The 20417-nt window shown below is 54.9% G+C and carries 13 protein-coding genes and 5 pseudogenes; 8 read left to right on the top strand and 10 right to left on the bottom strand.

Going from position 1 to position 20417, the window contains the following annotated elements:
- Nucleotides 1-368 precede the first annotated feature (368 nt).
- The 4 genes and pseudogenes from VSR71_RS28040 to VSR71_RS28020 all read left to right on the top strand — a co-directional run bounded on the left by VSR71_RS28040 (nt 369) and on the right by VSR71_RS28020 (nt 4345).
- Nucleotides 369-1844: pseudogene (locus tag VSR71_RS28040) on the top strand (sodium:solute symporter family protein).
- Between the two features lie 47 nt (nt 1845-1891).
- Nucleotides 1892-2412 (top strand): annotated as a pseudogene (locus VSR71_RS35355) (6,7-dimethyl-8-ribityllumazine synthase).
- Between the two features lie 77 nt (nt 2413-2489).
- Nucleotides 2490-3029, top strand: a complete 540-nt coding sequence (locus VSR71_RS28025) for a GNAT family N-acetyltransferase (RefSeq protein WP_269462462.1) — start codon at nt 2490-2492, stop codon at nt 3027-3029.
- 104 nt (nt 3030-3133) lie between these two features.
- Complete coding sequence (locus tag VSR71_RS28020) at nt 3134-4345, top strand: MFS transporter (RefSeq protein WP_231942371.1); 1212 nt, start codon at nt 3134-3136, stop codon at nt 4343-4345.
- A gap of 458 nt (nt 4346-4803) precedes the next feature.
- Here VSR71_RS28020 and VSR71_RS28015 read toward each other — a convergent pair whose 3' ends face one another.
- The 4 genes and pseudogenes from VSR71_RS28015 to VSR71_RS28005 form a co-directional block, all read right to left on the bottom strand.
- A complete protein-coding gene (locus VSR71_RS28015; RefSeq protein WP_115684035.1) occupies nt 4804-5391 on the bottom strand; it encodes a helix-turn-helix domain-containing protein in 588 nt (195 codons plus the stop codon).
- Between the two features lie 1010 nt (nt 5392-6401).
- Nucleotides 6402-6529 (bottom strand): annotated as a pseudogene (locus VSR71_RS35350) (IS256 family transposase); the annotation flags it as partial.
- A gap of 153 nt (nt 6530-6682) precedes the next feature.
- Nucleotides 6683-7408 carry an IclR family transcriptional regulator gene (locus tag VSR71_RS28010; RefSeq protein ID WP_115683917.1) on the bottom strand — a complete coding sequence of 242 codons (726 nt, stop codon included), beginning with the start codon at nt 7406-7408 and terminating at the stop codon, nt 6683-6685.
- 314 nt (nt 7409-7722) lie between these two features.
- A pseudogene (locus VSR71_RS28005) lies at nt 7723-7937 on the bottom strand (transposase); the annotation flags it as partial.
- 456 nt (nt 7938-8393) lie between these two features.
- Here VSR71_RS28005 and VSR71_RS28000 point away from each other — a divergent pair.
- Both VSR71_RS28000 and VSR71_RS27995 read left to right on the top strand, forming a co-directional pair.
- Nucleotides 8394-9875, top strand: a complete 1482-nt coding sequence (locus VSR71_RS28000; protein WP_115683916.1) for an aldehyde dehydrogenase — start codon at nt 8394-8396, stop codon at nt 9873-9875.
- Between the two features lie 142 nt (nt 9876-10017).
- On the top strand, nt 10018-10800 hold the full coding sequence (locus tag VSR71_RS27995; protein WP_115683915.1) for a transcriptional regulator: 783 nt from the start codon (nt 10018-10020) through the stop codon (nt 10798-10800).
- 1532 nt (nt 10801-12332) lie between these two features.
- Here the strand turns inward: VSR71_RS27995 and VSR71_RS27990 are convergent.
- Both VSR71_RS27990 and VSR71_RS27985 read right to left on the bottom strand, forming a co-directional pair.
- Nucleotides 12333-12468 (bottom strand): annotated as a pseudogene (locus VSR71_RS27990) (transposase); the annotation flags it as partial.
- Between the two features lie 194 nt (nt 12469-12662).
- Entirely contained in the window at nt 12663-13178 is a 516-nt protein-coding gene (locus VSR71_RS27985) for a DUF2165 family protein (protein WP_115683914.1), read from the bottom strand.
- 340 nt (nt 13179-13518) lie between these two features.
- Here VSR71_RS27985 and VSR71_RS27980 point away from each other — a divergent pair, with 340 nt between their 5' ends.
- Nucleotides 13519-13908 (top strand): hypothetical protein, encoded by a 390-nt coding sequence (locus VSR71_RS27980; RefSeq protein WP_147298469.1) that lies wholly within the window; start codon nt 13519-13521, stop codon nt 13906-13908.
- A gap of 14 nt (nt 13909-13922) precedes the next feature.
- Complete coding sequence (locus VSR71_RS27975) at nt 13923-14450, top strand: adenylyl-sulfate kinase (protein ID WP_306437266.1); 528 nt, start codon at nt 13923-13925, stop codon at nt 14448-14450.
- Nucleotides 14451-14708: 258 nt separating this feature from the next.
- On the opposite strand, the gene VSR71_RS27970 is transcribed toward VSR71_RS27975, so the two are convergent.
- The 4 genes from VSR71_RS27970 to VSR71_RS27955 are packed head-to-tail and all read right to left on the bottom strand — an operon-like array spanning nt 14709 to nt 20158.
- Nucleotides 14709-15959 (bottom strand): aminotransferase class III-fold pyridoxal phosphate-dependent enzyme, encoded by a 1251-nt coding sequence (locus tag VSR71_RS27970; protein WP_115683913.1) that lies wholly within the window; start codon nt 15957-15959, stop codon nt 14709-14711.
- Entirely contained in the window at nt 15960-17450 is a 1491-nt protein-coding gene (locus tag VSR71_RS27965; RefSeq protein WP_115683912.1) for a GMC oxidoreductase, read from the bottom strand. It lies immediately after the preceding gene.
- Nucleotides 17410-18894: a condensation domain-containing protein gene (locus VSR71_RS27960; RefSeq protein WP_115683911.1), complete on the bottom strand. Its 1485-nt coding sequence runs from the start codon at nt 18892-18894 to the stop codon at nt 17410-17412. The genes VSR71_RS27965 and VSR71_RS27960 overlap by 41 nt, the downstream gene beginning before the upstream one ends.
- A 46-nt stretch (nt 18895-18940) precedes the next feature.
- On the bottom strand, nt 18941-20158 hold the full coding sequence (locus VSR71_RS27955) for an MFS transporter (RefSeq protein WP_231942369.1): 1218 nt from the start codon (nt 20156-20158) through the stop codon (nt 18941-18943).
- Between the last annotated feature and the right edge of the window lie 259 nt (nt 20159-20417).

Below are 20417 nucleotides of genomic sequence, written 5' to 3'. Positions count from 1 at the left end.
CCTTGACGAGATGGTGAAAGATGCGATCCATCAAGGAGCTCGCCAACTCCAAAAAGCACGACAACGTCCCGCTCAATCCGGTCCGTTCAAGTTGGTACCGTCGGTCACCAACTTGAGCGGGGTAGGAAGTTTATTGCCACCAAAGGAGATGGAGATGCGCCCCATCCATTTACTAGCCTTGCTACCCGCCGCAGGCGTGCTGACAGGCCCATTCTTTCTGAACCGCGTTACCCCCAGATTCTCGGTATGCCCTTTCTGCTGGGCTGGCTGTCCCTCAATCTCGTACTCACGTCAGTTGTGATGGCAATCATCTTTCACCGCGATAGTATGGCACACGACGATCGCGGGACCGCGGCTGAGGAGCATGTATGAATAGCGCCCTGATCTTCATTTTTGGGGCCATTGCCCTGGCACTCGCGCTCGGTCTGCTGGCCAGGCGAGGAAAAAACATGAGCCTGGAGGAATGGGCGGTGGGCGGCCGGGGTTTCGGCACGGCAATCGTGTTCCTGTTGATGGCCGGCGAAATCTACACGACGTTCGTCTTTCTTGGGGCGAGTGGATACGCGTATGGCCACGGTGGCCCGGCCTACTACATGCTGGGCTATGGAAGCCTTTGCTTTGTCCTGTCGTACTGGCTGTTACCGCCGATCTGGCGCTATGCCAAAGCGAAGAACCTGATCTCTCAATCCGACTTCTTCGCGTCGAAATATGACAGCCGGCCGCTGGGCATCCTGATCGCCGTTGTCGGCATTGTGGCACTGATGCCATACCTGGTGTTGCAGTTCAAGGGGCTTGGCATTATCGTGAGCGTTGCATCGTATGGCGCCATCGACTCCAGCCACGGCATGTGGATCGGTGCCTTTGTGGTGGCCTTGTACGTGGCAATCTCCGGCGTACACGGGTCCGCGTGGACGTCGGTGGTCAAGGACATGCTGGTCATGTTTGTCGCCGTGTTCCTCGGCCTCTATCTGCCGTTCCACTACCACGGCGGCGTGGGGCAGATGTTTGCGGACATCGAGGCAGCAAAGCCAGGTTTTCTTGCCCTGCGCGAGTCCGGTGAGAGCCCAGTGTGGCTGGTTTCGACCGTTCTGCTTTCGGCGCTGGGCTTCTACATGTGGCCACACATGTTCATGGCGACCTACACAGCAAATAGCGACGTCGTGTTACGCAAGAATGCCTACGTTCTGCCGATCTATCAGTTGATGCTCCTGTTATCTTCTTCGTCGGATTTACTGCAGTTCTGCAGATTCCCGGGCTCAAAGGAAGCGACATCGATCTCGCACTATTGAAGATTTCTCTGCAAACCTTCGACCCATGGTTTGTCGGTGTCATCGGGGCGGCAGGCGTTCTGACAGCGCTAGTGCCGGGGTCCATGATTCTGATGACGTCGTCAACCATGCTGGCCAATAACGTCTATCGTCCGTTGCGCCCGTCTGCCAGCAGCGCCGAGATCGTAAAGCTGAGTAAGTGCATGGCACCGTGCATCATGGCAGTCGGGCTCTTCTTCGCGCTCCAGGGCGGGAAGACAATCGTCGCACTCCTGCTGATGGCTTACGCGTTCGTCACCCAATTGTTCCCGGTCCTTGTGATGAGTTTGCAACGGAATAATCCGGTGACGCCGGTCGCGGCAATGACTAGCATTGCCGTGGGAGAGGCGACGGTTGCGTGGGTGTCTCTGACTAAGCAGTCGGTGGCTTCGCTCTTCCCATTTCTGCCGGATGCTCTGAAGGACGTGAATGTCGGGCGTTGTCGCACTGGTACTGAACATCGCGACATTGATCATCGTAACCTTGCTGACGCGGCGAAGCGAGCGCCCGGGTCTGACGGCTCCGCTTTCCCAATAACACCGGGGTGATATGGGCGGAGGCGATCCCTCCGCCAGGAGATTGTTATGAAGACAGACATTTTTTCCCCCACGACCCGTGTGGCGTTCATTCAGACGGAGTGGCACAAAACCCTGCTGGAGCATGCACGCGAGGGATTCCTGCGCCGCATGGTAGAACTCGGCGTGGACACCAATGCCGTAGACTTCTTCGAAGTACCCGGGCCATTCGAAATTCCGTTGTTCGCCAAACGGTTTGCGGCGCGGGGGGCTATGTGGCGGTTATCGGAAGTGCGCTCGTTGTTGACGGGGGTATCTATCGGCATGAGTTCGTGGCGCAAGCCGTCGTGGAGGCGCTGATGCGCGTGCAATTCGAAACAGACACGCCGGTGTTTTCAATGGTGTTGACGCCGCACAATTTTCGCGCCGAAGAGCCCTTACACAGGCTCTTCGCTAAACACTTGATAGAGAAGGGCGAAGAGGTGGCAGACGCGTGTGTTCGGGCAGTCGGCTGCCTAGAGCGCGTGGGTGGATGCATGTCTGTAGAGCAGCACGGCATCTGGCTGCTGGAAGAGCAGGCGAGCGCCTGACTTCGGCCACCGCATAGGGATCCAATGCCGCCGCCAATCAGGCAGCGTGGAGAGTTTTGACCATATTGAAGAGGGACATGATGATCGAAGTAACGATTCGAGATGCCACGTCGGAAGACATGGAAGCGGTATGTGCAATCTACAACGATGCTGTGGAGAACACGACGGCAATCTGGAATGAAGTCCTTGTCGATGTGGCCAATCGCTTGGACTGGCTGTCCGCACGGCGCCAGGTCGGCTTCCCGGTTCTGGTGGCGCTGGACACAACTAGCGTTGTGGTCGGCTATGCGTCATTTGGGGATTGGCGGGCATTTGATGGCTACCGCCATACCGTGGAGCACTCGGTGTACGTGCGAAACGACCAGCGTGGCAAGGGTATTGCCGGCTCGCTGATGAAAGCTCTTATCGAGCGTGCGGGCGAACTCGGCAAACACATCATGGTTGGCGCGATCGAAGCAGGTAACGCGAGCTCGATCCGTCTGCATGAGAAACTGGGCTTCGAGCAGGTCGGCTTGATGAAGGAGGTTGGCACGAAGTTCGGCAAGTGGCTGGATCTGGTCTTCATGCAGCTCAACATCGACCATCGTGCTGACCCGGATGGTGCATGGAAACAGTAGCGCATACGCGATGCTCCGTCGTTTCCGCTCGCCGATCAAAGGTGCTGCGCTGGCTGATTCCGCGAATGAAGTCCGCTGCCAGCAGCAGAATGCATTCCCAGAATATGGCTCAATCTTCAAATGTTGCTTTGAAGTCGGGATGGCTTCGTCTCGACCCTGTATTGACAATAGCCACCGCGCAATTGTTTGGAACCTCGCTTTGGTTCAGCGCCAACAGCGCGGCCGACGTTCTTGCCAGAACGTGGGGTCTGACGGCTGCAAACATTGGCATGCTCACGGCGGCAGTTCAGAGCGGCTTCATACTGGGCACCCTGGTATTCGCCGTATTCGGACTCGCGGACCGGTTCTCCGCGAGCAGAATTTTTTGCCTTTCGGCACTGCTTGGTGCTGCTTTCAACGCGTGGTTCTCGTGTTTGTCAGGGGATTTCTCCGCGGCAATCGCACTTAGGTTTGCTGTGGGCGTATGTCTCGCTGGCGTCTATCCGATTGGGATGAAGCTGATTATTAGCTGGGCCCCCGATAGAGCAGGGGCAGCGCTTGCATTGCTGGTGGGCATGCTGACCTTAGGGGCCGCGCTGCCGCATGGCTTGCGCATTGTGGCGGCACAATGGCCGTGGCAGTACGTCATGGTTGGCTCTTCGGTGTTGGCAGGCATTGCGGCAGTCATGGTTATCTACTTGGGCAACGGACCGCACTTGCCTATGCGCCGCCCGGGCGGACCGAATCCGGGCAATCCATTGCACGCGTTTCGCGATCCCCAGTTCCGAGCGATTTCGTTAGGCTATTTCGGGCACATGTGGGAGCTTTATGCGTTCTGGACAATACTACCCATGCTCGTTGCACGCTCGTCCCTGCCGTCGCTTTTCGAAACACAGGGAATCTCAGCGCTGGCCTTCGCCATCATTGGGGTTGGCGCCATTGGATGCGTGTTCGGCGGCGTGCTGACCCGTTGGGTAGATAGTGCCCGCGTCGCGCTCAGCGCTCTCGCGATTTCAGGAGTGTGCTGCTTCCTCTTGCCGTTCGCGGCAGACGCGCTGTCACGGGGTTGGCTGTTGGTCTTTTTCTTGATCTGGGGAGCGGCAGTCGTCGCGGATTCCCCGCAGTTTTCAGCGCTAGCTGCCAGGACATGCCCTCTGCCCTTGGTCGGCGGTGCACTCGCCATTCAGAACTCGATTGGATTTACGCTGACGGTGGCTTCCATTACCCTCGTATCCACGTTACAAGGGGACCTGGGCATGAAAACGTCCTGGATGCTTTTGCCAGGGCCATTTTTGGGAATCATAGGCTTCCTGTCGTTGGGCCGCAGTTCCCGCTGACAGGGGCTGCGGCAGCAGCCCCGTGGGAAACCCTTCGAACGCGCGGCTCGGATATGTGTAAACCTTTGTGAATCGCTCCTTAACGCCCGATCAATATAGTTACCGCGTGGTCAGCGATCTGAAGTTCGAGATGCTGGAAGGAATTTCAGCGACCTCGATATCCCTTGATGGGCTCAGAGGGCCGTGCCACTTGAGCGGCCGGTACCCATGGGGCATTTCACGGGGGTTCTGGGCGCATTGACCCGAAGCCTCGGAAGTCTTCTTTACGCCCGTTGGCTTGCGACGCCATTTGACACTTCCGCTCATTGCCAACAAGCGCCAGCATTGGGATCTCATATTGGAACGGCTGTCTTGTTGTCGAGCGTAAACATTGGAGATCGCAGGCGTGCACACACGGCGCTATGCCCGAGCTGCGATGAGCGCTGCAGTGGAAGCATGCGTCCTTTCAACCGGCTACCCTAGCGCTTGACCAACGCAACGAGATAGATGCAGGGGTCGTTGCTAGGATTGATGAAGGTGCATGGTGCGGGAGGGCCGAGTTGCAGACAGTCGCCGACTTCTAGCTCATGTACCAGTTCACCTTCCTGAAACACTAGGGTCCCTCGCTGTACCCAGATCTGTTGGTGCTGGAAGATGAAGGCCGATGACGGGTAAGAAATCCGAACATTGGCTGGGAGCATGATTTCCACGAGTTCCAGCATGCCACCATTGCGCGGCGACACCGCGCGTCGGGTATAGCCAGTCTCGGGATCGGTCCAGACTGGCTGATCGGCGGCACGGCAAAGGCGATCGCCAGACTGTTCGGCCAGTGCCAGCAACATCGAGAGCTGCAGGCCAAAGGCTCCGGAAAGCCGACCTAGGACTGTTGCGGTCGGACTCGCTTCACCACGCTCGATCTTGCTGATCATGGCCTTTGACACGCCGGCGCGCTCAGCGAGCTCGCCCATTGACCAGCCTCGCGATTCGCGCTCGATGCGCACGCGCGCTGAAATCGCGCCTGTAGGGTCCACAGGCGACCGGGTGGAAGAGGAGGAGGTATCAATCATGGCCGTCATTATACGGACCTAGGGATCGCGTCCTTCTGCCCTACGTTGCAAATCGGTCTCGCCAAGTTTGGCGGTCCAACACTGGGGCTATTTGGTCTTCTATCGTCCTCTATAGTAAACCTATTCGGCTTTCCCTGCACAAGCTGGCTCGGCTTCTGTCAAGCGAGGGTTCCTCCCCAGATTCGGTCATCGGTTCTGCAACAAATCCTTGAACATTGCACAAATACCAACGCGCCGCCGAATGTCGGAAGACTTTGGTTTCACGTATGTCCTGCGCCGCCCGACAAAGTAACTATTGTGGATTTCAGCACCCATCGTATGACTTTTACCGCCATGTCATTTCGGGGGCCTCCGGTACTGAGTTGCGCTTACAGCTCGATACGTCGCTATGCGTCTCCGTTGCACGGACGGCGCCGCAGTCGTAAGAGATCGACGCTCTTCGGGGCGTCCCTATGGCTGAGTGGCGAAATCTAAGCAGCTCGCGAATCCCGATCTTCAGTAAAGCCACTGCGCTTGGGCTGACGAAGTGACCCGTAGCATACGGCGGCATTCCATCGATGCCGCATGCCCCTGCATGAGAGCTTCCTCCGTGTCGGGGCCGTCTTCAGCGGCTTGAATGATTGCCTTCTCAAATACTGCAGTCTCCGTGGCGCCCGAAAGGTATGACTTCCCATTGAAGACGAGATGCGTTACGCGATTGGCAATACCGGTTGCCAAGATCCCTTCACGTTAGATCTATTGTTGGAAAGTTGTACGCCGATACATCTATCGAATCCGAGTCGATGACTTGCCTTCATTATCGCTGACGTGGCCAATTTTATTTTCACGCTTCTCGCTCAGCGCGCTTTCCAAATCCCTGGGCGAAATGTCCAGAGCGAGGCGTTGAGCATTGGTCGTCAAGGCAACGTCAATCGTGCCCGAGGGCAGTTGCTCAGATCGCCCCGCAAGAACGGAATGCTTGAAACATACATAGCGCGAGCAACACGCCGAAGAACCGACCGGGTATGCGGCGTCGAGCGGGGGCGGCTCCGCCACGCGATTGCAAAGGCCATGACAATACCCGTGACCGAGTTCTGAACTCCGGGGAGATATCGGTTCCGTAGCTTTCGTCCAGGAACGCCTGGATCTCGCGCGTGCTTCCGCACGAATGACAGTACAATGATCCTACAGTTCCATGGGTGATGGTCACGTTCAGTATTGGGGCCGAAGCGTCTGATCGGCTACACCCAGAGGTTACGGGTTGCTTCGCATGCCCGTGCATTTGCTCAAAAAATGTGAGGCCTCAGCGCCATCATTCGTTAAATCCGGTGACGCCCAATCTCGATGAGATTCTCATTGCCGCATCGCGTACAGGTTTCGCAAAGATTTCCGAATAGCGAGATGTGGGCATTGTAAGTGTGACGGCGCCAGCGAGTTCCTTTTCAGCATTGAAAACAGGAGCTGATATGCCGCTGAGCTCCGGTACGCGATCTCCGACTAGCATAGCAATGCCATCTTTACGAATCTGATCGTAGATTTCCCCTTGCTCACCGGAATAGGCCAGCAGTATGCGGCCGCCAGCTCCGCGATCAATAGGGAGGATCTCACCCGCCCGTATGTGATCTCGAACCAGCTGTGGGGAGTCAACGCGATAGAGGCAGAGACGGAACTCCTTTTGTCGTACATAAAATGCAGCGCTCTCCTTGGTTTGTTCTGTGAGTTCACGCAACGCCGGCATAACGATTTCTTCGAGCGAAAATGACGCCGCGTAAATTGCATAATTACGCGCGATCTGTGGGCCGAGGCAGTAGCTGCCATCTGTTTTACGTTGAACATAGCCCTTGTGTTGCAAGGATGCTAGCAACCTCAGTACAGTGCTTTTATAAAGCCTTGTCTGTTTCGCTATCTCAGTCAGTGAAAGCGAAGCAGATTCTGGTGTGAACACGTCAAGCAAGGACAAAGCACGGTCCACACTTGAGGCACCTCCGGGCGCCGAATTTTCGTCAGAAATTGATGTGGTTTGTGGCTTGCGTGGCATCGTTGGCTAAAGAGAGATGCAGCTGTTGACCTCGTAAAGGCGGTACCCTAAACTGAATAAAATTGTCGCCATTACATGCGGAAAGAGCTTGCCGTGTCAACAAAATGACGCTTTTTTTTAGGTAGGAAGATGGTGGCGCGATGGCTGGAGGCTATCTATCGCAAATTTCGTGCTCACCTTCATGAGCGAAGAAACTAAGCTATGGAGCGAGGTAGCAAAGCAACCTACGTAAAAATTGGAGCAACCATCTTGCAAGGGAATCGCTGATCAATGAGGTTTGCGGTTGATGTTGTACAAGCCGTGGCTTTTCTTGCTCAAGACGGATTGCTGCCCTCTGAGGCCACTAACAGTTTCCTGGCGTACACCAGATTCGCCAGACCAAACAGGCTGAACAACTGCGTCGTGTTCTTGACCAGACCCATGTAGCGAACCTTGCGATGTCCAAACAAGTTCTAACGACATGGAACGGATGCTCGACCCGCGCTCGAATCTGGGTCTTGGCTCGCTCGACCGCGATCAGCGGGTCCTTGAACTGGAGCGACCACGACAAATGTCACATTTTTTCCGACAGCGGTGGCGGAGGCGCCGTCAATCTTTTGTGACTGAGTCGGGAACTGGAACGATCCTTCGGATCACACGGTGATTTCACGTAGCTACCTCAAAGGGTTAAGATTGCCCCATGCTTTGCCAAGCCGTTCGGCGTTGGAGGTGTTGATTCCTAAAGCCTTTGCAGACAGGAGGGGGCATTGTTTAACACGTTCCTGCCGGGACCGACCAGAACACCATTAAGGATGGAAGCGAGGTTATAAGCGACAATCGATGCCGATCCTCCGCGTCGGGGTGATGTGCTTGACGCATGTAAGCGAGCAAGTGCAAGGATTGAGTCGACGCACTTGCGGTGCTGGGGACCATAGCAAGGCGCTGGCAAATGAATGAAATGCAATACCGAATCAATGCTCATTAGATAAGGGGAATTCAGATTCAAATGAAACGCTATAAGTTGTTCATTGACGGCCGTTATGTCGATCCAGTAAGACTGGAGTGGTTCGATACGGTCAACCCGTACACCGGCGAGGCTTGGGCACGCATCCCTAGAGGTACAAAGGAAGATGTTGATATCGCGGTGGCGGCAGCTTCGCGTGCCCTGAAGGCGGGACCTTGGGCGATGATGACAGCCACGGCGCGCGGCAAACTAATGCGACGTCTGGGTGATCTGGTCCTTGATAAAGCCCAGCGCCTGGCAGAAACTGAGGTACGGGACAATGGCAAGGTGATGACTGAGGTGCTCAACCAGCTTCGCTCGCAGTCGGAGTGGTGGTGGTACTTCAGCGGCCTAGCTGACAAGATAGAAGGCACTGTCGTTCCTTTGGACAGGTCCGATGCCTTTGCTTTTACCACCCACGAGCCAGTTGGCGTAGTCGCTGCCTTGACGGCCTGGAACTCACCTTTGCTTTTCGTAGCGATGAAATGCGCGCCCGCCTTGGCAGCAGGCTGCACCGTGGTCCTGAAGCCATCAGAGTTCGCTTCGGCGAGCACACTGGAGTTCATGGAGTTGACCCAGCACGCCGGCTTCCCGAGTGGAGTATTTAACGTTGTCACTGGCTTTGGTCCGGAGACTGGGGCTGCGTTGGTGGAACACCCTGACGTCGCTAAGGTGAGTTTTACTGGATCGGATGCCACCGGGGCAAAGGTCTACGCGGCTGCTGCAAAATCTATGAAACGGGTTTCAATGGAATTAGGTGGTAAGTCGCCCAATATTGTGTTCGAGGACTGCGACTTCGCACAGGCAGTAAGTGGAGCTGTGTCGGGGATCTTTGCAGCGACCGGTCAAGCGTGTGTGGCAGGGTCCCGCTTGCTGGTGCAGAATAGCATCAAGGACCTTTTCGTCGATCAACTTGTCAGAATGGTTGCATTGGCGCGAGTCGGTGATCCAAACGCACCGGAGAATAGCATCGGTCCTCTCGCAACACCGGAGCAGTATAAAAAGGTTTTGCGGTACATCGACATCGCCAAGTCAGAAGGCGCTCGCTGTGTAATAGGGGGCGAGGCCATAGGGGATCTCTCTGGTGGGCAGTTTGTGCAGCCCACGGTTTTTGTCGACGTAAAGAGCGACATGCGCATCGCGCAAGAAGAGGTGTTCGGCCCCGTGCTGTCGGTCATGGGCTTCGATGACGAAGCTGACGCAGTGAGGATAGCCAATGATGTCATTTACGGGCTCGCAGCAGGAGTATGGACAGCTGATATCTCCAAGGCGCTTCGTGTATCAAAGGCGCTCAGGGTCGGCACAGTGTGGATTAACACCTATCGCGCGATGAGCTTCAACCTCCCTTTCGGTGGCATGAAGCAATCCGGAATCGGCCGTGAGAACGGTATCGAAGCTGTGCGCGAGTTCCTCGAGACCAAAAGTGTCTGGGTTTCGACTAAGGCAGGGACGCCGGCTAAGACAGTCAGCGCAAACGCGCAGTAGCAAATTGGCCTATACATAGGGAATGAGGATGAGATAAACGAAAAAAATTATCGAATTTTTTGGTTGATCGCTGAGGTATCACGGTCTTTTTCCACTTTTAGGCTGATGGTAGATTCTGACAGGGCCATTACGAAGCTCAATCATGACCACAAATGCTTTTACTCGCCAGCAATTAGACAGCTATTTTGCGTCTTTTGTTGGCATGGAAGGAGGAAACCCGTCCGCTGCAGTTTGGTTTTGCAATTATTCGCCGATCAGGAATTGCATATCGCTAGTCTCGCCTCTGATGCCGAAGCTTGAATGTCCAGCTTGGGACTCCGCATTTCGAGCTCGGCATGCAACGGAGATAGTCCGGTGGCAGACACATCAGCGCATCGCTCGTATTATGTCAGCCGCTCGTCAAATGGTGCTGTTTGGCCACGAAGATGGTGGTGACTGCAAGAAATATCTTTCAGATCTTCTGTACCGACCGCAGGGCTGGGAATTCATGCTTAGCCTATTCCCTCTTCCAATTCGTACAGACGATGGCCAGAGCTGGAGGCGACGCTTTGGCATGCAACCTGAACTCATTTCGAAAGTCGCTTATATGTCTCTTTGCCGTGATGGAGGACGCTTTCGCTTCATCGAGGCGTTACGTCGGCGCGAGCAGCCGAAGGTCGTGGTGTGTCTAGGCGATCCTCATGAAGGTGATTATGTGCATGCCTTCGGTATGCGCGGCCTTTCATATAAAGAGCACACTCTGAAGCCGGCGGACCAGGCCCGAATACTTCATATCTACGACGACACAGGCACGCAGCTCGTGCTTTGCCCTGCATTAGCCGGTTCCGCTGGCATGTGCTCTGATACCCTTCTGAAGGCACTGGGAGGATACATCAGTCAATGGCTGGGGAAGGGGGATTTTGAGATGTGGCGTACAGATGTATAAGGAAATCAGTGGTGACACGACTAGCTTCACGACGGGCCCAAGCCCAATGCGCGGTAGGCATAGACCTATTCAAAACGAGCCAGATATTCCGGCTAAGCATTCGTGCTACATTAGCTGTAAGCCTGTTCCATTCTCCGGGTCCAAAGCAGTCATTAGACCAATCGCGACAAGCCGATAGGAATTTTTCATTATCATGACAAACATTAGCCGTTGCGGCTAGCTAGTCTTGTCTTCGAGCTATTCATTTTCCCGGTGAGGAAAAAAAGGATATCGAGGCGACGGATGCTTCGATAGTGCGCAGCAGGGTTCTTCAAAATCGGGTCGGATGAGGGGGAGTTGGAATGAGCACCGCCCATCTACCGCCAAGCCACAGCCTAGAAGGCAAAAGGGGCTCTCGCTTGACCGGCGGCATCGCTGTGCCAGAGTGAAAACTCGATCCAGCACTTGAGGTCGAGGAGAGTACGCGTACCCGGCAGGGCAACCAAATGCCGGGGCTGCTGGGTGAATATGGCCTGCACTTCCGCGCGGGGCGGCTGGCCTTCCGGGCCGAGATTTTTGCGAGCGCTGGGCCCTAGTTCGCTCGCGTCGTACCGCCCTTGCTGACGCGGCGCTGGAGCAGCAACTCCGTGCGCTGCGCGAATTCGACGGACAGAAGATCCAACTGGTTGCGCGTGACCTACAGGAGTGGCTAAGGTCTGATCCGGCCGCGCAGATTGTGGACCAGATTCCCGGCGTGGAGCCTATTACCGCTACTGCCTTGGGCTCTGCCCAGCCTCCCGCACAGGCAGGGCCTTCGCTGCAAGCCTGGGGCTGGTTCCGGCACAGACCGGCACGGGCGGTCATGTACGGCTTGGGCACATCGGCAAGCGTGCGGCAACGCTTACCTGCGACGACCGGTGGTCAACGCAGGACGAACGATGCTCACGCGCACCAAATATCCGCCGGCATGGGCACTGCCCATGCTGCAGCGGCGCTGGTGGCACTGGCCAACAAGATTGCCGAACAGCTTGGGCATTACTGGCCCATGGGCGCCAATACGATCCCGGGCATGTGAGTTGCTCCCGGCCTGAGCTGGGGGCATCGCCCCCTTTCACCAGCTCATAATCCACCCTTCAAGGCTGCACAGCGAAGAAACAGAAATGGCGAATCAGGTAAGAGCGTGGGAGCCTACGCCTGCCGCAACCAAGCGGCTTGCAAGCCCGTGGCGAGAGATTGAGGACGGTTGGTTCTAAGCAGCGTTCATTGAGGCTCGCAAGGCAACAGTGGCGCTCCAGGCCGGATATAAGGCACCAGCTCCACTCGAATGGGTGCGGTAACGTCAAGCCGACATCGGGCGACTGGACCCTGTGACGGGTACGCGATTCCGCTCTACAACAACGTCGCCCTGTCCAGGAGCACTGGAATGTCTATCTCGGTAGCAATGGCAAGAGCGCTGTCTATGAATTCTCCGCCGAAACTGCTCAGCACTGATCGCGCGCGAGACGCGTAAGCTGGACTGGGAGCTTCCTTCCTACGCTGTTCTTTCGCCAAGGCCCCAGTTCCTGCGGCAAGTTTTCCCATGCAATCCCCTTTTGCAATACATAGGATGCCGTCCAGTGCTGCTCGGTCATCCACTCTCGGGCGACCACCTTGCGGCGAGCGTTCCACCGTCGGAAGCAGCAGTTACACCGCCTTTCACAATTCGTTGTTGACCTTCTTCCGTGCCATGACGCAAAGCAACGCTCAACTGTCATGTGATGATGGGCGCGGTTTCGTTAACCGTTCAAAAGCCCGTCATTTAAATTTAATTTCGCAACAGATTTTAAGAGCGTCAAGTAGTGTTGCTGCAGGCATGAGTGCAGCCCATGTCGATAAGCTTCTGCCTAAAGGCCGGGTCTCTCGTGCTTATCCAAAGCATCATTGTCCTGGCTCACAAAGATCAGCACGGACAGGATCGTGATAAAAAATCGGAACGCATCTGGCATCCCATTCCACTGTTTAGACATCCACATGCCAAACCATTCCCCTCCGATCGACATGAACGCAACCTGCCATGTCAAAAAACCCAGCGTCAGCCCGGCGATGGTAAAACCTTTCGCGCGCTGAAAGGCCATGTGGGAGTCATGTCGGGCAGACCACAAGCGATTGCCACCCATCCAGCACAGAACCGCGGTTACAGTCTCTAGTGTGATAATGCACACATAGGCAACATGATGCAAAATTGGCGAACTGATAGCTCGATACATGTTTCTGCTGCTTGGAAAGATCGTGTCCATTAAAAGGACATGACGAATAAAGGCCAAATTCGTAAAGTAGTCGGTTATGTTGTTAAACGCGACCAAAGAGGTAAAGAGGGCGATGGCAACGACCATCAGTGTCTTGGAGATTCGTAGGGTCATAGATATAGCGCTTTGAGTTAGTGCCATCAGAAAGAACCTCTACGCCGACCCCATTGTGCAGAAGTCTGTCCTTCAGACCCCTGCTTTTGGACTCAGGTTGGCAACGGGTGACAACGCAGCGGCGCACGCGAGATTAGGCTTACAAATGATGTGATGCAGCAAGGAGTGTGCCAGGCTTTCCCAGCGAGCTTTTAGTGCGGGGCAGTTTGATGTACCGCACATTGTCGCAAATAGAGCTTTTTAGGTATTTTTTCCGAAAGGGCAGGTGCAATCGGTACAGGGATCCTCAATCCGACGGCTGTGCAATATGTATCATAGATGCCGAGTAGGCTTCTGTTCCTTGCTGATCAACTCAAAGGGCGTTGAATTCGACCCATCTTTTCCGGTAACGTCCAAAGATTTACCTTCGTCTGCGAAGATGCACTTTGGGGCGACTTCAGAAGTGAAAGCATCTACGGAGGACTTGGCGGGCCTCGTGCCGTTTGGCCTTGCTACTTTACCTTACACGACGCAACGCCGCACAAGTAATCTGCTACGGGGAAAGCAAAAGACATCTGATATTTGGATAAATGGCATCGAAACAATGAATTGTACAAGTTGTCCGCGTTCCAGCAAAATTAAGAAAGCCGCGCTGTGGCTCAATGCGACGGAGCAAGAGGGGAACGTAGATCGATCAACCGTGGTTCAAGAATTCATTGAAGTGCTTGAAATTCATTGCCGCATTCGTTGACGCTGCCATCAATCATGAGCAAGTGGAACATGAAACAAAGAGAGCGGGCTATCGTCATGATTCAAGGCCTTCCGGGATCTGGCAAGACTACACTTGCTCGAATGCTTTTGGATCTAATGCCGACAGCCAGTTGGGTTAATGCGGATTTTGTTCGGGAAAATATAAATCGCGACTTGACGTTTAGTTTGGTGCACCGAATCGAGCACGCGCGCCGTATGGCCGAAATCGCCAATCTGACGCTAAACTACGGTGCGAACGACCATTGCATTGTGGATTTTGTTTGTCCCACAACGGAAACGCGGAGAGCTTTTCTGGGAGCGGCCAAGTACCCAGTCTACACCGTGTTCATGAACACGATAACTGCTGACGAGTCTAGATTCGCAGATACGCGCAAAATGTATGAGTCTCCCACAGATTACGCATTTCGGGTGAGCGGATATAAGACGATGGAGGAATTGAAGGAGGTTGCAAGTACAATTCACTTGGTACTCCTAAGTAGACCACCAAGTTTGTCGTTGACTAAACTTAGGCGGAGTCTTTGAATATAAGGGCACTGGGTCTTGCGCCGAATGATATTAGTTTTGGTGCGCCTGCTCGGACCGAACAGGACACCAAATCGGCCTCTAATTTAGCCTTTCAAGTGATGTCGGTGATAGCCGCAGCTAGGCCGCTACGGCCATTTGTGAAAGTAATAGGACGTCCCTGCAACTCTCGCGATGCAAGTTATTCGGCGATTGTGCGCTTGGCGGCGAGTTCGAGCGGCAATCCATGACCGTGTGTATCTCGGTACCAGCCTTTCATTATTGCGCCCAATAAGTCTTGTTGGAGAGACAAGTGTTCGCTGTCGCGCGAAACGCCCGCCAACAGTATTCGATCATGGATCTGTCCGTTACCTGCGCGGTCATATCTTCGTCTTTGCGGTAGTCCGCGAGCGCACCCTTCAGCGCCTCTTGTAAAGCGCTGAAGAATGTGTTGCCCATGGAAACATTGCTCATGTAAGTTGCCGGATAGCCTGTGTATATACCGTATTGAAGGCACCGTCGGACAAATGCCCTTCCATGTCTTTGCGATGGCATGACAATATCGAACATGGCGTCGCTTCCTAAGACACGCGCGGGTATTCCGAAGCTAGCGAATGACTCGTGGAACAATCTCTTGAGCACTGCGCCGCTATCCGCCAAGCGAGCTACAATATTATCTTCTTCGAAAATTTTCTGCGTTAGATTAGCGGCTACGAAGGCTCGATTTTCACGTAAGTAGGTGTTGCCAAGATAAACACCATCCGCCCCGGACATGGCATCGGCCGTACCAATAACCGCAGAAAGGCCAATTCCCTGTGCGAGTCCTTTGGACAAGGTGATCAGGTCGGCCGGGACTTGGTGTGCTTGGCAGTAACCACCGTCGGCGTAACGAAGTCCGCAAAGCACCTCGTCAACGATCAAAAGCGCTCCATGAAGTATAGCCATCCTAGCGATTTGGTGGAGTAACTCCGGAGGAAAGACTGACGGCTCTGGTGTGACCACAATTCCGGCGACTTTGCCTATGTTCTGACTCAACTTCTTCTGCAAGATATCTAAGTCATACTGAAAGTCCTGGATGTAATGGTCTTTGGCTGGAGAATCGTCCGACCACGGGTACTGTTGGAAGATGTCATGCCAACCGTGAAAACCGGCTGTTAGGATAATTGGTTGACCGGTTCGACGTCGTGCGATGCGGACAGCTGCCTCCGTTGCACAAGATCCGGTCCTCAAGAAGAAGACCCTAGGTGTAGTTGCGAATCTCTTTGAGATTCTTGCAGCTAGCATCTGGCGCTGCGCGCTTACTGGGGATGGAAGAACGTCGGTATCGCTCTCCATAGCTTGAGAGAGTCTCGCCTTAAATTCAGGGTTATTACTACCCAAGGGTGAGGCGCCGCTGCAGGATGACATGTCAAGATAGATCTTGCCGTCGATATCCTGCGCCATCGGGCCCCAGGCGGATTTAAATATGATGGAAGAGCGGGTTTCACGCTCCCATTCAGCCAAATGACCAGTTGATCCAGAACATGACATTTAGTTTTCCTTTTCGGCGAGTGACAAAGCCATTCGCTTTGCGTTGGCCATGATAGTATGCGTGGGATTGCTGTTTCCGGCGAAATTCATAACGGAGCCATCCATAACATAGATGTTTGTTAGTCCGTGAATCTTGCCGTAGTGATCCACGACTGATGTCTTTGGAAAAGAACCCGCACGCATTGTGCCGTGTAGATGTGAACTGCCTTTGCCTCGCGAGAAAGGCATTCGTTCGATACAGGATGCGCCTAAGCGGCGGAGTGTGTCTTCAGCCCGGTTGGCGAGAAAGCTGATTCGTGCCCTATCATTTTCCGAGTTTTTATACGCTATACGGATGTAAGGAACGCCGTGTGGGTCGATGGCCCCGTCAAGCATTACACGGTTGTGTGACCATGGTTCTTCCCCAGCGATGTAGTGTAGACGCACGAGACCGATGTTGTCCCCTGGCGAATCCAAATTTGCCTCGTAGATTAAACCCCCAAATCTGCATGGCACGCCAGGGTGCTCGTAGAAGTCGTCCGTATACACGGTTGCATGCGGGCCCCAATGGGCAGGAAGCGCGGCTGAATTCTTCACGTAGCCAACGGAGTACCCGCTTATCTTGAATGAGAGACCGCGCCCTACGAGGTCAGAATCATTTCCGATGCCTGTCGGTGCATGGCGGCTCTTTGAGCGAAGCATTAGAGCCGCCGACTGAATTGCGTTTGCACACACAATGACAGTTTTAACGGGGATACGAATCCGCTGCGAGGAGAGCGGCACATAGCACTCAAGGGCTTCTGCGTGGCAGTCGCTTCGGAGCTCAATCGAATTGACAAAGCATCCGTACAGCACCGAAATCGATCCTGGGAGAGCGGAATCGTCCAAAACATTCCTAGCTAGGATGTTGGCCTTTGCATCCGTAGGGCAGACTACGTGATTGCAAGAGGAGCATTCAATACATCCATTGGTGGTTTTGGGTGGCCGGATCGCTAGGGGAACACGCTTTGGTGTGATGCCAAGTTCTTGCATCGCATTGGATATCAGTAGACCTCGTTGGCTTGCTGGATAGGGCTGAAATCCATACGTACCGCTAATCTCTAAGAGACTTTCGATTTCGGAATAAAAAGGTTCGAGATCCCGAAGTGAAATGGGCCAATCTATCTCCATGTCAGTCCTCAGGTATTGAGATGCCGAGAGATCTGCTTGACGGTATCTGAACATGATCGCGTTGTAAAACTGCATTCCCCCACCCACGGCACATGCTGTCCATGGATTTCCATCGGCGCGACCGTGTGGAGATGTTCGTGCCTTACTATAGGTTGCTTGGTTGGGGGCGTATAGCGCGCCTGGGGATACCAAGGCACCATATTCGAGTAGGGCAACGTGGAAACCTTTTTCGGCGAGTGTTCGCGCAGCAATTGAGCCTGAAGCGCCTGAGCCTACGATAACAACATCGAAGCTTGTGTGATCACGAGATGCAGTCGCCGCAATGTGTTTGATGTCCGTCATGTGCAATTCTGTCGTTTTTGAGAAGGGATGTTAGCGCGGGCCAGTCGCCGTTGCTCGCGACAGACCTAAGTATTGCTTTTGTGCGTTCCACGTAGTGTGGGACGGCAATGCCTGCCAATTCGGTGGCGGGGTGTCGATAACTGACGTGGAAGCCATCATGAGTACGTATGAACCAAAAGAACACCTCATCAGGATCAGTGCAGCGGCTACGGAATACGGTAGTTCCCCAGGTGTTCCAATTGCTTGCACCAGGCGTATGGCGAAGGTCCATGTACGACACCATGAAAGGGTCGCGCAGGGGCTGGCCGAGGAGTTCGGCCACACGGGGCAGCGGAATTCGCGCGAGATCCCTCAAGCCGTCTAGGCCTGCAACGGCCGAACGCACCACCTCAGCGAAAGAGTCCGTTCGCTTGATGGGGAAGGCTACGGGCCCCATACCAACATACCATCCTATGGAAAATTGGAATCGCTCAGTCTGTGTATTGACGGGTACCATGGTACGGAATACGTTCGAACTGCAGAATTCTTGGCCCACTTTGGCAAGGCAGGCGAGCAACCCAGCAAACGAGTTGCCCTCAACTGTGCGGCAGACTCGACCGAAGGAGAGTGCGTCAGATGCGTTGAAAAGTTCTGTGTATCCGCTTGGCTGAGCGGCGGGGCTTCCGGTCGCCTCGCTTACCGATACAGGGAACTGAGGCATCTGGCCGCCGCTCTCGCTGATAAAGGACCGCCAGCGCGCTATAGATTCGTGTTCAGCGTTCAACGCACCGGAGGCGGTCCGCTCGGCCTCTGCGAAATCCAGGTAGCTTGGCGGCTGTTCGGGAAGAATGGACGCAGCCGTGCTCCGTGTGGAAGCGTGTGCTGACGCATACAGTTGTTGAATCTCATAGGTAGTATGGAAAATGGAGTAGCAGTCCATTAGGGTGTGATCTGCGGCGACATATACGGTGGTTGCTTGCGGGCGGCTCACTGTGGCCAAAAGATAGCCAGGCCAGCCGATAGCGAGAACCTCTCTGTCGAACAGGTTCTCCAGATATCGTGCCAATTTGCGGCCATCTGTGAAGTCCGCAGCCGCACTGCGGCGGATTCTCACGGCATCGGCTGGTAGTGTCGTGCGAAGAAATCGTTCGCCAGGCGGAGCGGAAGGGGCCACGATGAACTGGCTACGGAGGGCTTCGTGGCGGGTTACCCAGCCGCGCAACGCTTCGGTGAAAGCAACTGCATTGAATTCACCCGGAAGATCGAATCTGCAGGCGAGCCAAGACGGCTGCATGGGACCGTTGCCAGCTGTCTCAAGTGCATACGTGATGTGGGCTTCCTGAACGTAGGAAGGCCGCCGAGCGTCGGCTGTCCAATGGGGATCGGACACATGCGGTGCGCTGGCCCGCCAAACGGTGAGGTGGCCCGGAGATAGGATGACCGATAGCATGTCGGTGAGCTTCATGATGGGGCCTGTGTTGTCCGCGAGAAGATAATGGAGGTAGCCATTCTTAAGTGTCTGCCTCCACGAACTGCGGTGTACGCATGGATCGCAGAGGGGATGCCCAGATCCACCCAGCGGCTCCGGCAATGAGGGCTCCGCTAAGCAGTAGCGTCGCGCGGGCGCCGAGCCATGCTCCACAGGCGCCGCCTAACACGGCTCCGACCGGAGCAAGGCCCCACACTATGGTCCGGATGCTTGCGTTTACACGTCCGTGCAGTTGCGGTGGAGCCAAGGCGTAGCGGATTGGTACCTGATGGACGCTGTAGACCTGTTTGCCGATCCACAATACAAATTGCGACAGTCCCAATGAAAGCCATCCTGGCACTTCGAGCAGCGGGGTTAGCGTTGCGCCAACGGCACTGGTGAGGAGCGCTGCTATTAACACGCGACCCAAGCCCAACGTTCGAGCAAAAGGACGTGCAAGCAAAGTACCAATAACACCACCGATTGCAGCGATGCCTGAGACGGTCCCGATCGTTGTGGCGTTCAGCCCTAAGCCCTCGGTTAGATACAGCAGAAAGACGGCGGAGTAGGCGCTGTACCAAAATATGAGAGTACCGGTAGCAAAGGTGACTGCGCGGAGTTTGGGGGTACGTAACACGAATAGCGCGCCCTCTGCCGCTTCCGAGAGAACGCGTTCAAGGATGCTGCTAGCGTCGTCAGGATTGTAGTCACTTGCCATCGACGCGCTTGATGTCGGCGCTATTATCACGTATGGGAGCAGCGCCGTCACCAGAAGGAACGACGCCGCATCTGCCAGTATCGCGATAGGGGCCGAAAACGAGTAGATCAGCCAGCCTGCGAGCGGCGGACCAAGTACCAATGCCGCCGATTGTCCTAGTTCTAGCCAGCTCTGAGCCTGTACAAGTTGTTGGGGCGGCACGACAGTTGGCACACATGCCAAGAAGGCCACGTCGGCAATCACCGTAAGCCCGCCCATCAGTGTAGCAACTGTGTAGAGATGGGGCATGCCGATGTATCCGATTAGCAAAGCAGATACCGGTACTGTGGCCAACGTTAGCGCCATTATCCAATTTGCCGTAATCAGAAGGATTCGATGTGAAAACCGATCGGCGATGACGCCGGCAAGAGGGCCTAGCAGAAGGTACGGGGCACGTCCACATGCAAGCAAGAAGCCTGTCTCGAGGGATCCTGCTCGGTGTAGTTGGATCGCGGTCAGAGGTAGGGCGATGAGCGTCACTTGGGCGCCGACGCGGGAAACCATCTGACCTAAAAGTAGGAGATAGAAGCTGCGGGGCAAGCGTTGTCGTTGCGTTTGCGTTGCCACTGGAATCATTCCCTGCTCGAAAGAGTCGGCACGGACAGCGTGTAGCCGAATTTTTCCAGTTCCTTTCCCGCTAAGGATGGTGTTCAAAACTCATGCGACTTCGGGTACGCATGAAGAATGTTTCCAGCGACAATGGGCGCATGAAACAAACTGACCTTGGCCTGGACCTGAGCAATCGCCGCACGCGCAAGCGCGT

Source organism: Cupriavidus oxalaticus (assembly GCF_038900635.1).
Classification (GTDB): Bacteria; Pseudomonadota; Gammaproteobacteria; order Burkholderiales; family Burkholderiaceae; genus Cupriavidus; species Cupriavidus oxalaticus_B.
Note: the sequence above shows the minus strand (reverse complement) of the source record. Positions and strands in the feature narration are given on the sequence as shown.

Excerpts from the sequence above, each read along its gene's own strand:
- VSR71_RS28025 (WP_269462462.1), top strand. The coding sequence starts at position 2,490 with ATGATGATCGAAGTAACGATTCGAGATGCCACGTCGGAAGACATGGAA.
- VSR71_RS28020 (WP_231942371.1), top strand. The coding sequence starts at position 3,134 with ATGGCTCAATCTTCAAATGTTGCTTTGAAGTCGGGATGGCTTCGTCTC.
- VSR71_RS28015 (WP_115684035.1), bottom strand. The coding sequence starts at position 5,391 with ATGATTGATACCTCCTCCTCTTCCACCCGGTCGCCTGTGGACCCTACA.
- VSR71_RS28010 (WP_115683917.1), bottom strand. The coding sequence starts at position 7,408 with ATGCCACGCAAGCCACAAACCACATCAATTTCTGACGAAAATTCGGCG.
- VSR71_RS28000 (WP_115683916.1), top strand. The coding sequence starts at position 8,394 with ATGAAACGCTATAAGTTGTTCATTGACGGCCGTTATGTCGATCCAGTA.
- VSR71_RS27995 (WP_115683915.1), top strand. The coding sequence starts at position 10,018 with ATGACCACAAATGCTTTTACTCGCCAGCAATTAGACAGCTATTTTGCG.
- VSR71_RS27985 (WP_115683914.1), bottom strand. The coding sequence starts at position 13,178 with ATGACCCTACGAATCTCCAAGACACTGATGGTCGTTGCCATCGCCCTC.
- VSR71_RS27975 (WP_306437266.1), top strand. The coding sequence starts at position 13,923 with ATGAGCAAGTGGAACATGAAACAAAGAGAGCGGGCTATCGTCATGATT.
- VSR71_RS27970 (WP_115683913.1), bottom strand. The coding sequence starts at position 15,959 with ATGTCATGTTCTGGATCAACTGGTCATTTGGCTGAATGGGAGCGTGAA.
- VSR71_RS27965 (WP_115683912.1), bottom strand. The coding sequence starts at position 17,450 with ATGACGGACATCAAACACATTGCGGCGACTGCATCTCGTGATCACACA.
- VSR71_RS27960 (WP_115683911.1), bottom strand. The coding sequence starts at position 18,894 with ATGAAGCTCACCGACATGCTATCGGTCATCCTATCTCCGGGCCACCTC.
- VSR71_RS27955 (WP_231942369.1), bottom strand. The coding sequence starts at position 20,158 with ATGGTTTCCCGCGTCGGCGCCCAAGTGACGCTCATCGCCCTACCTCTG.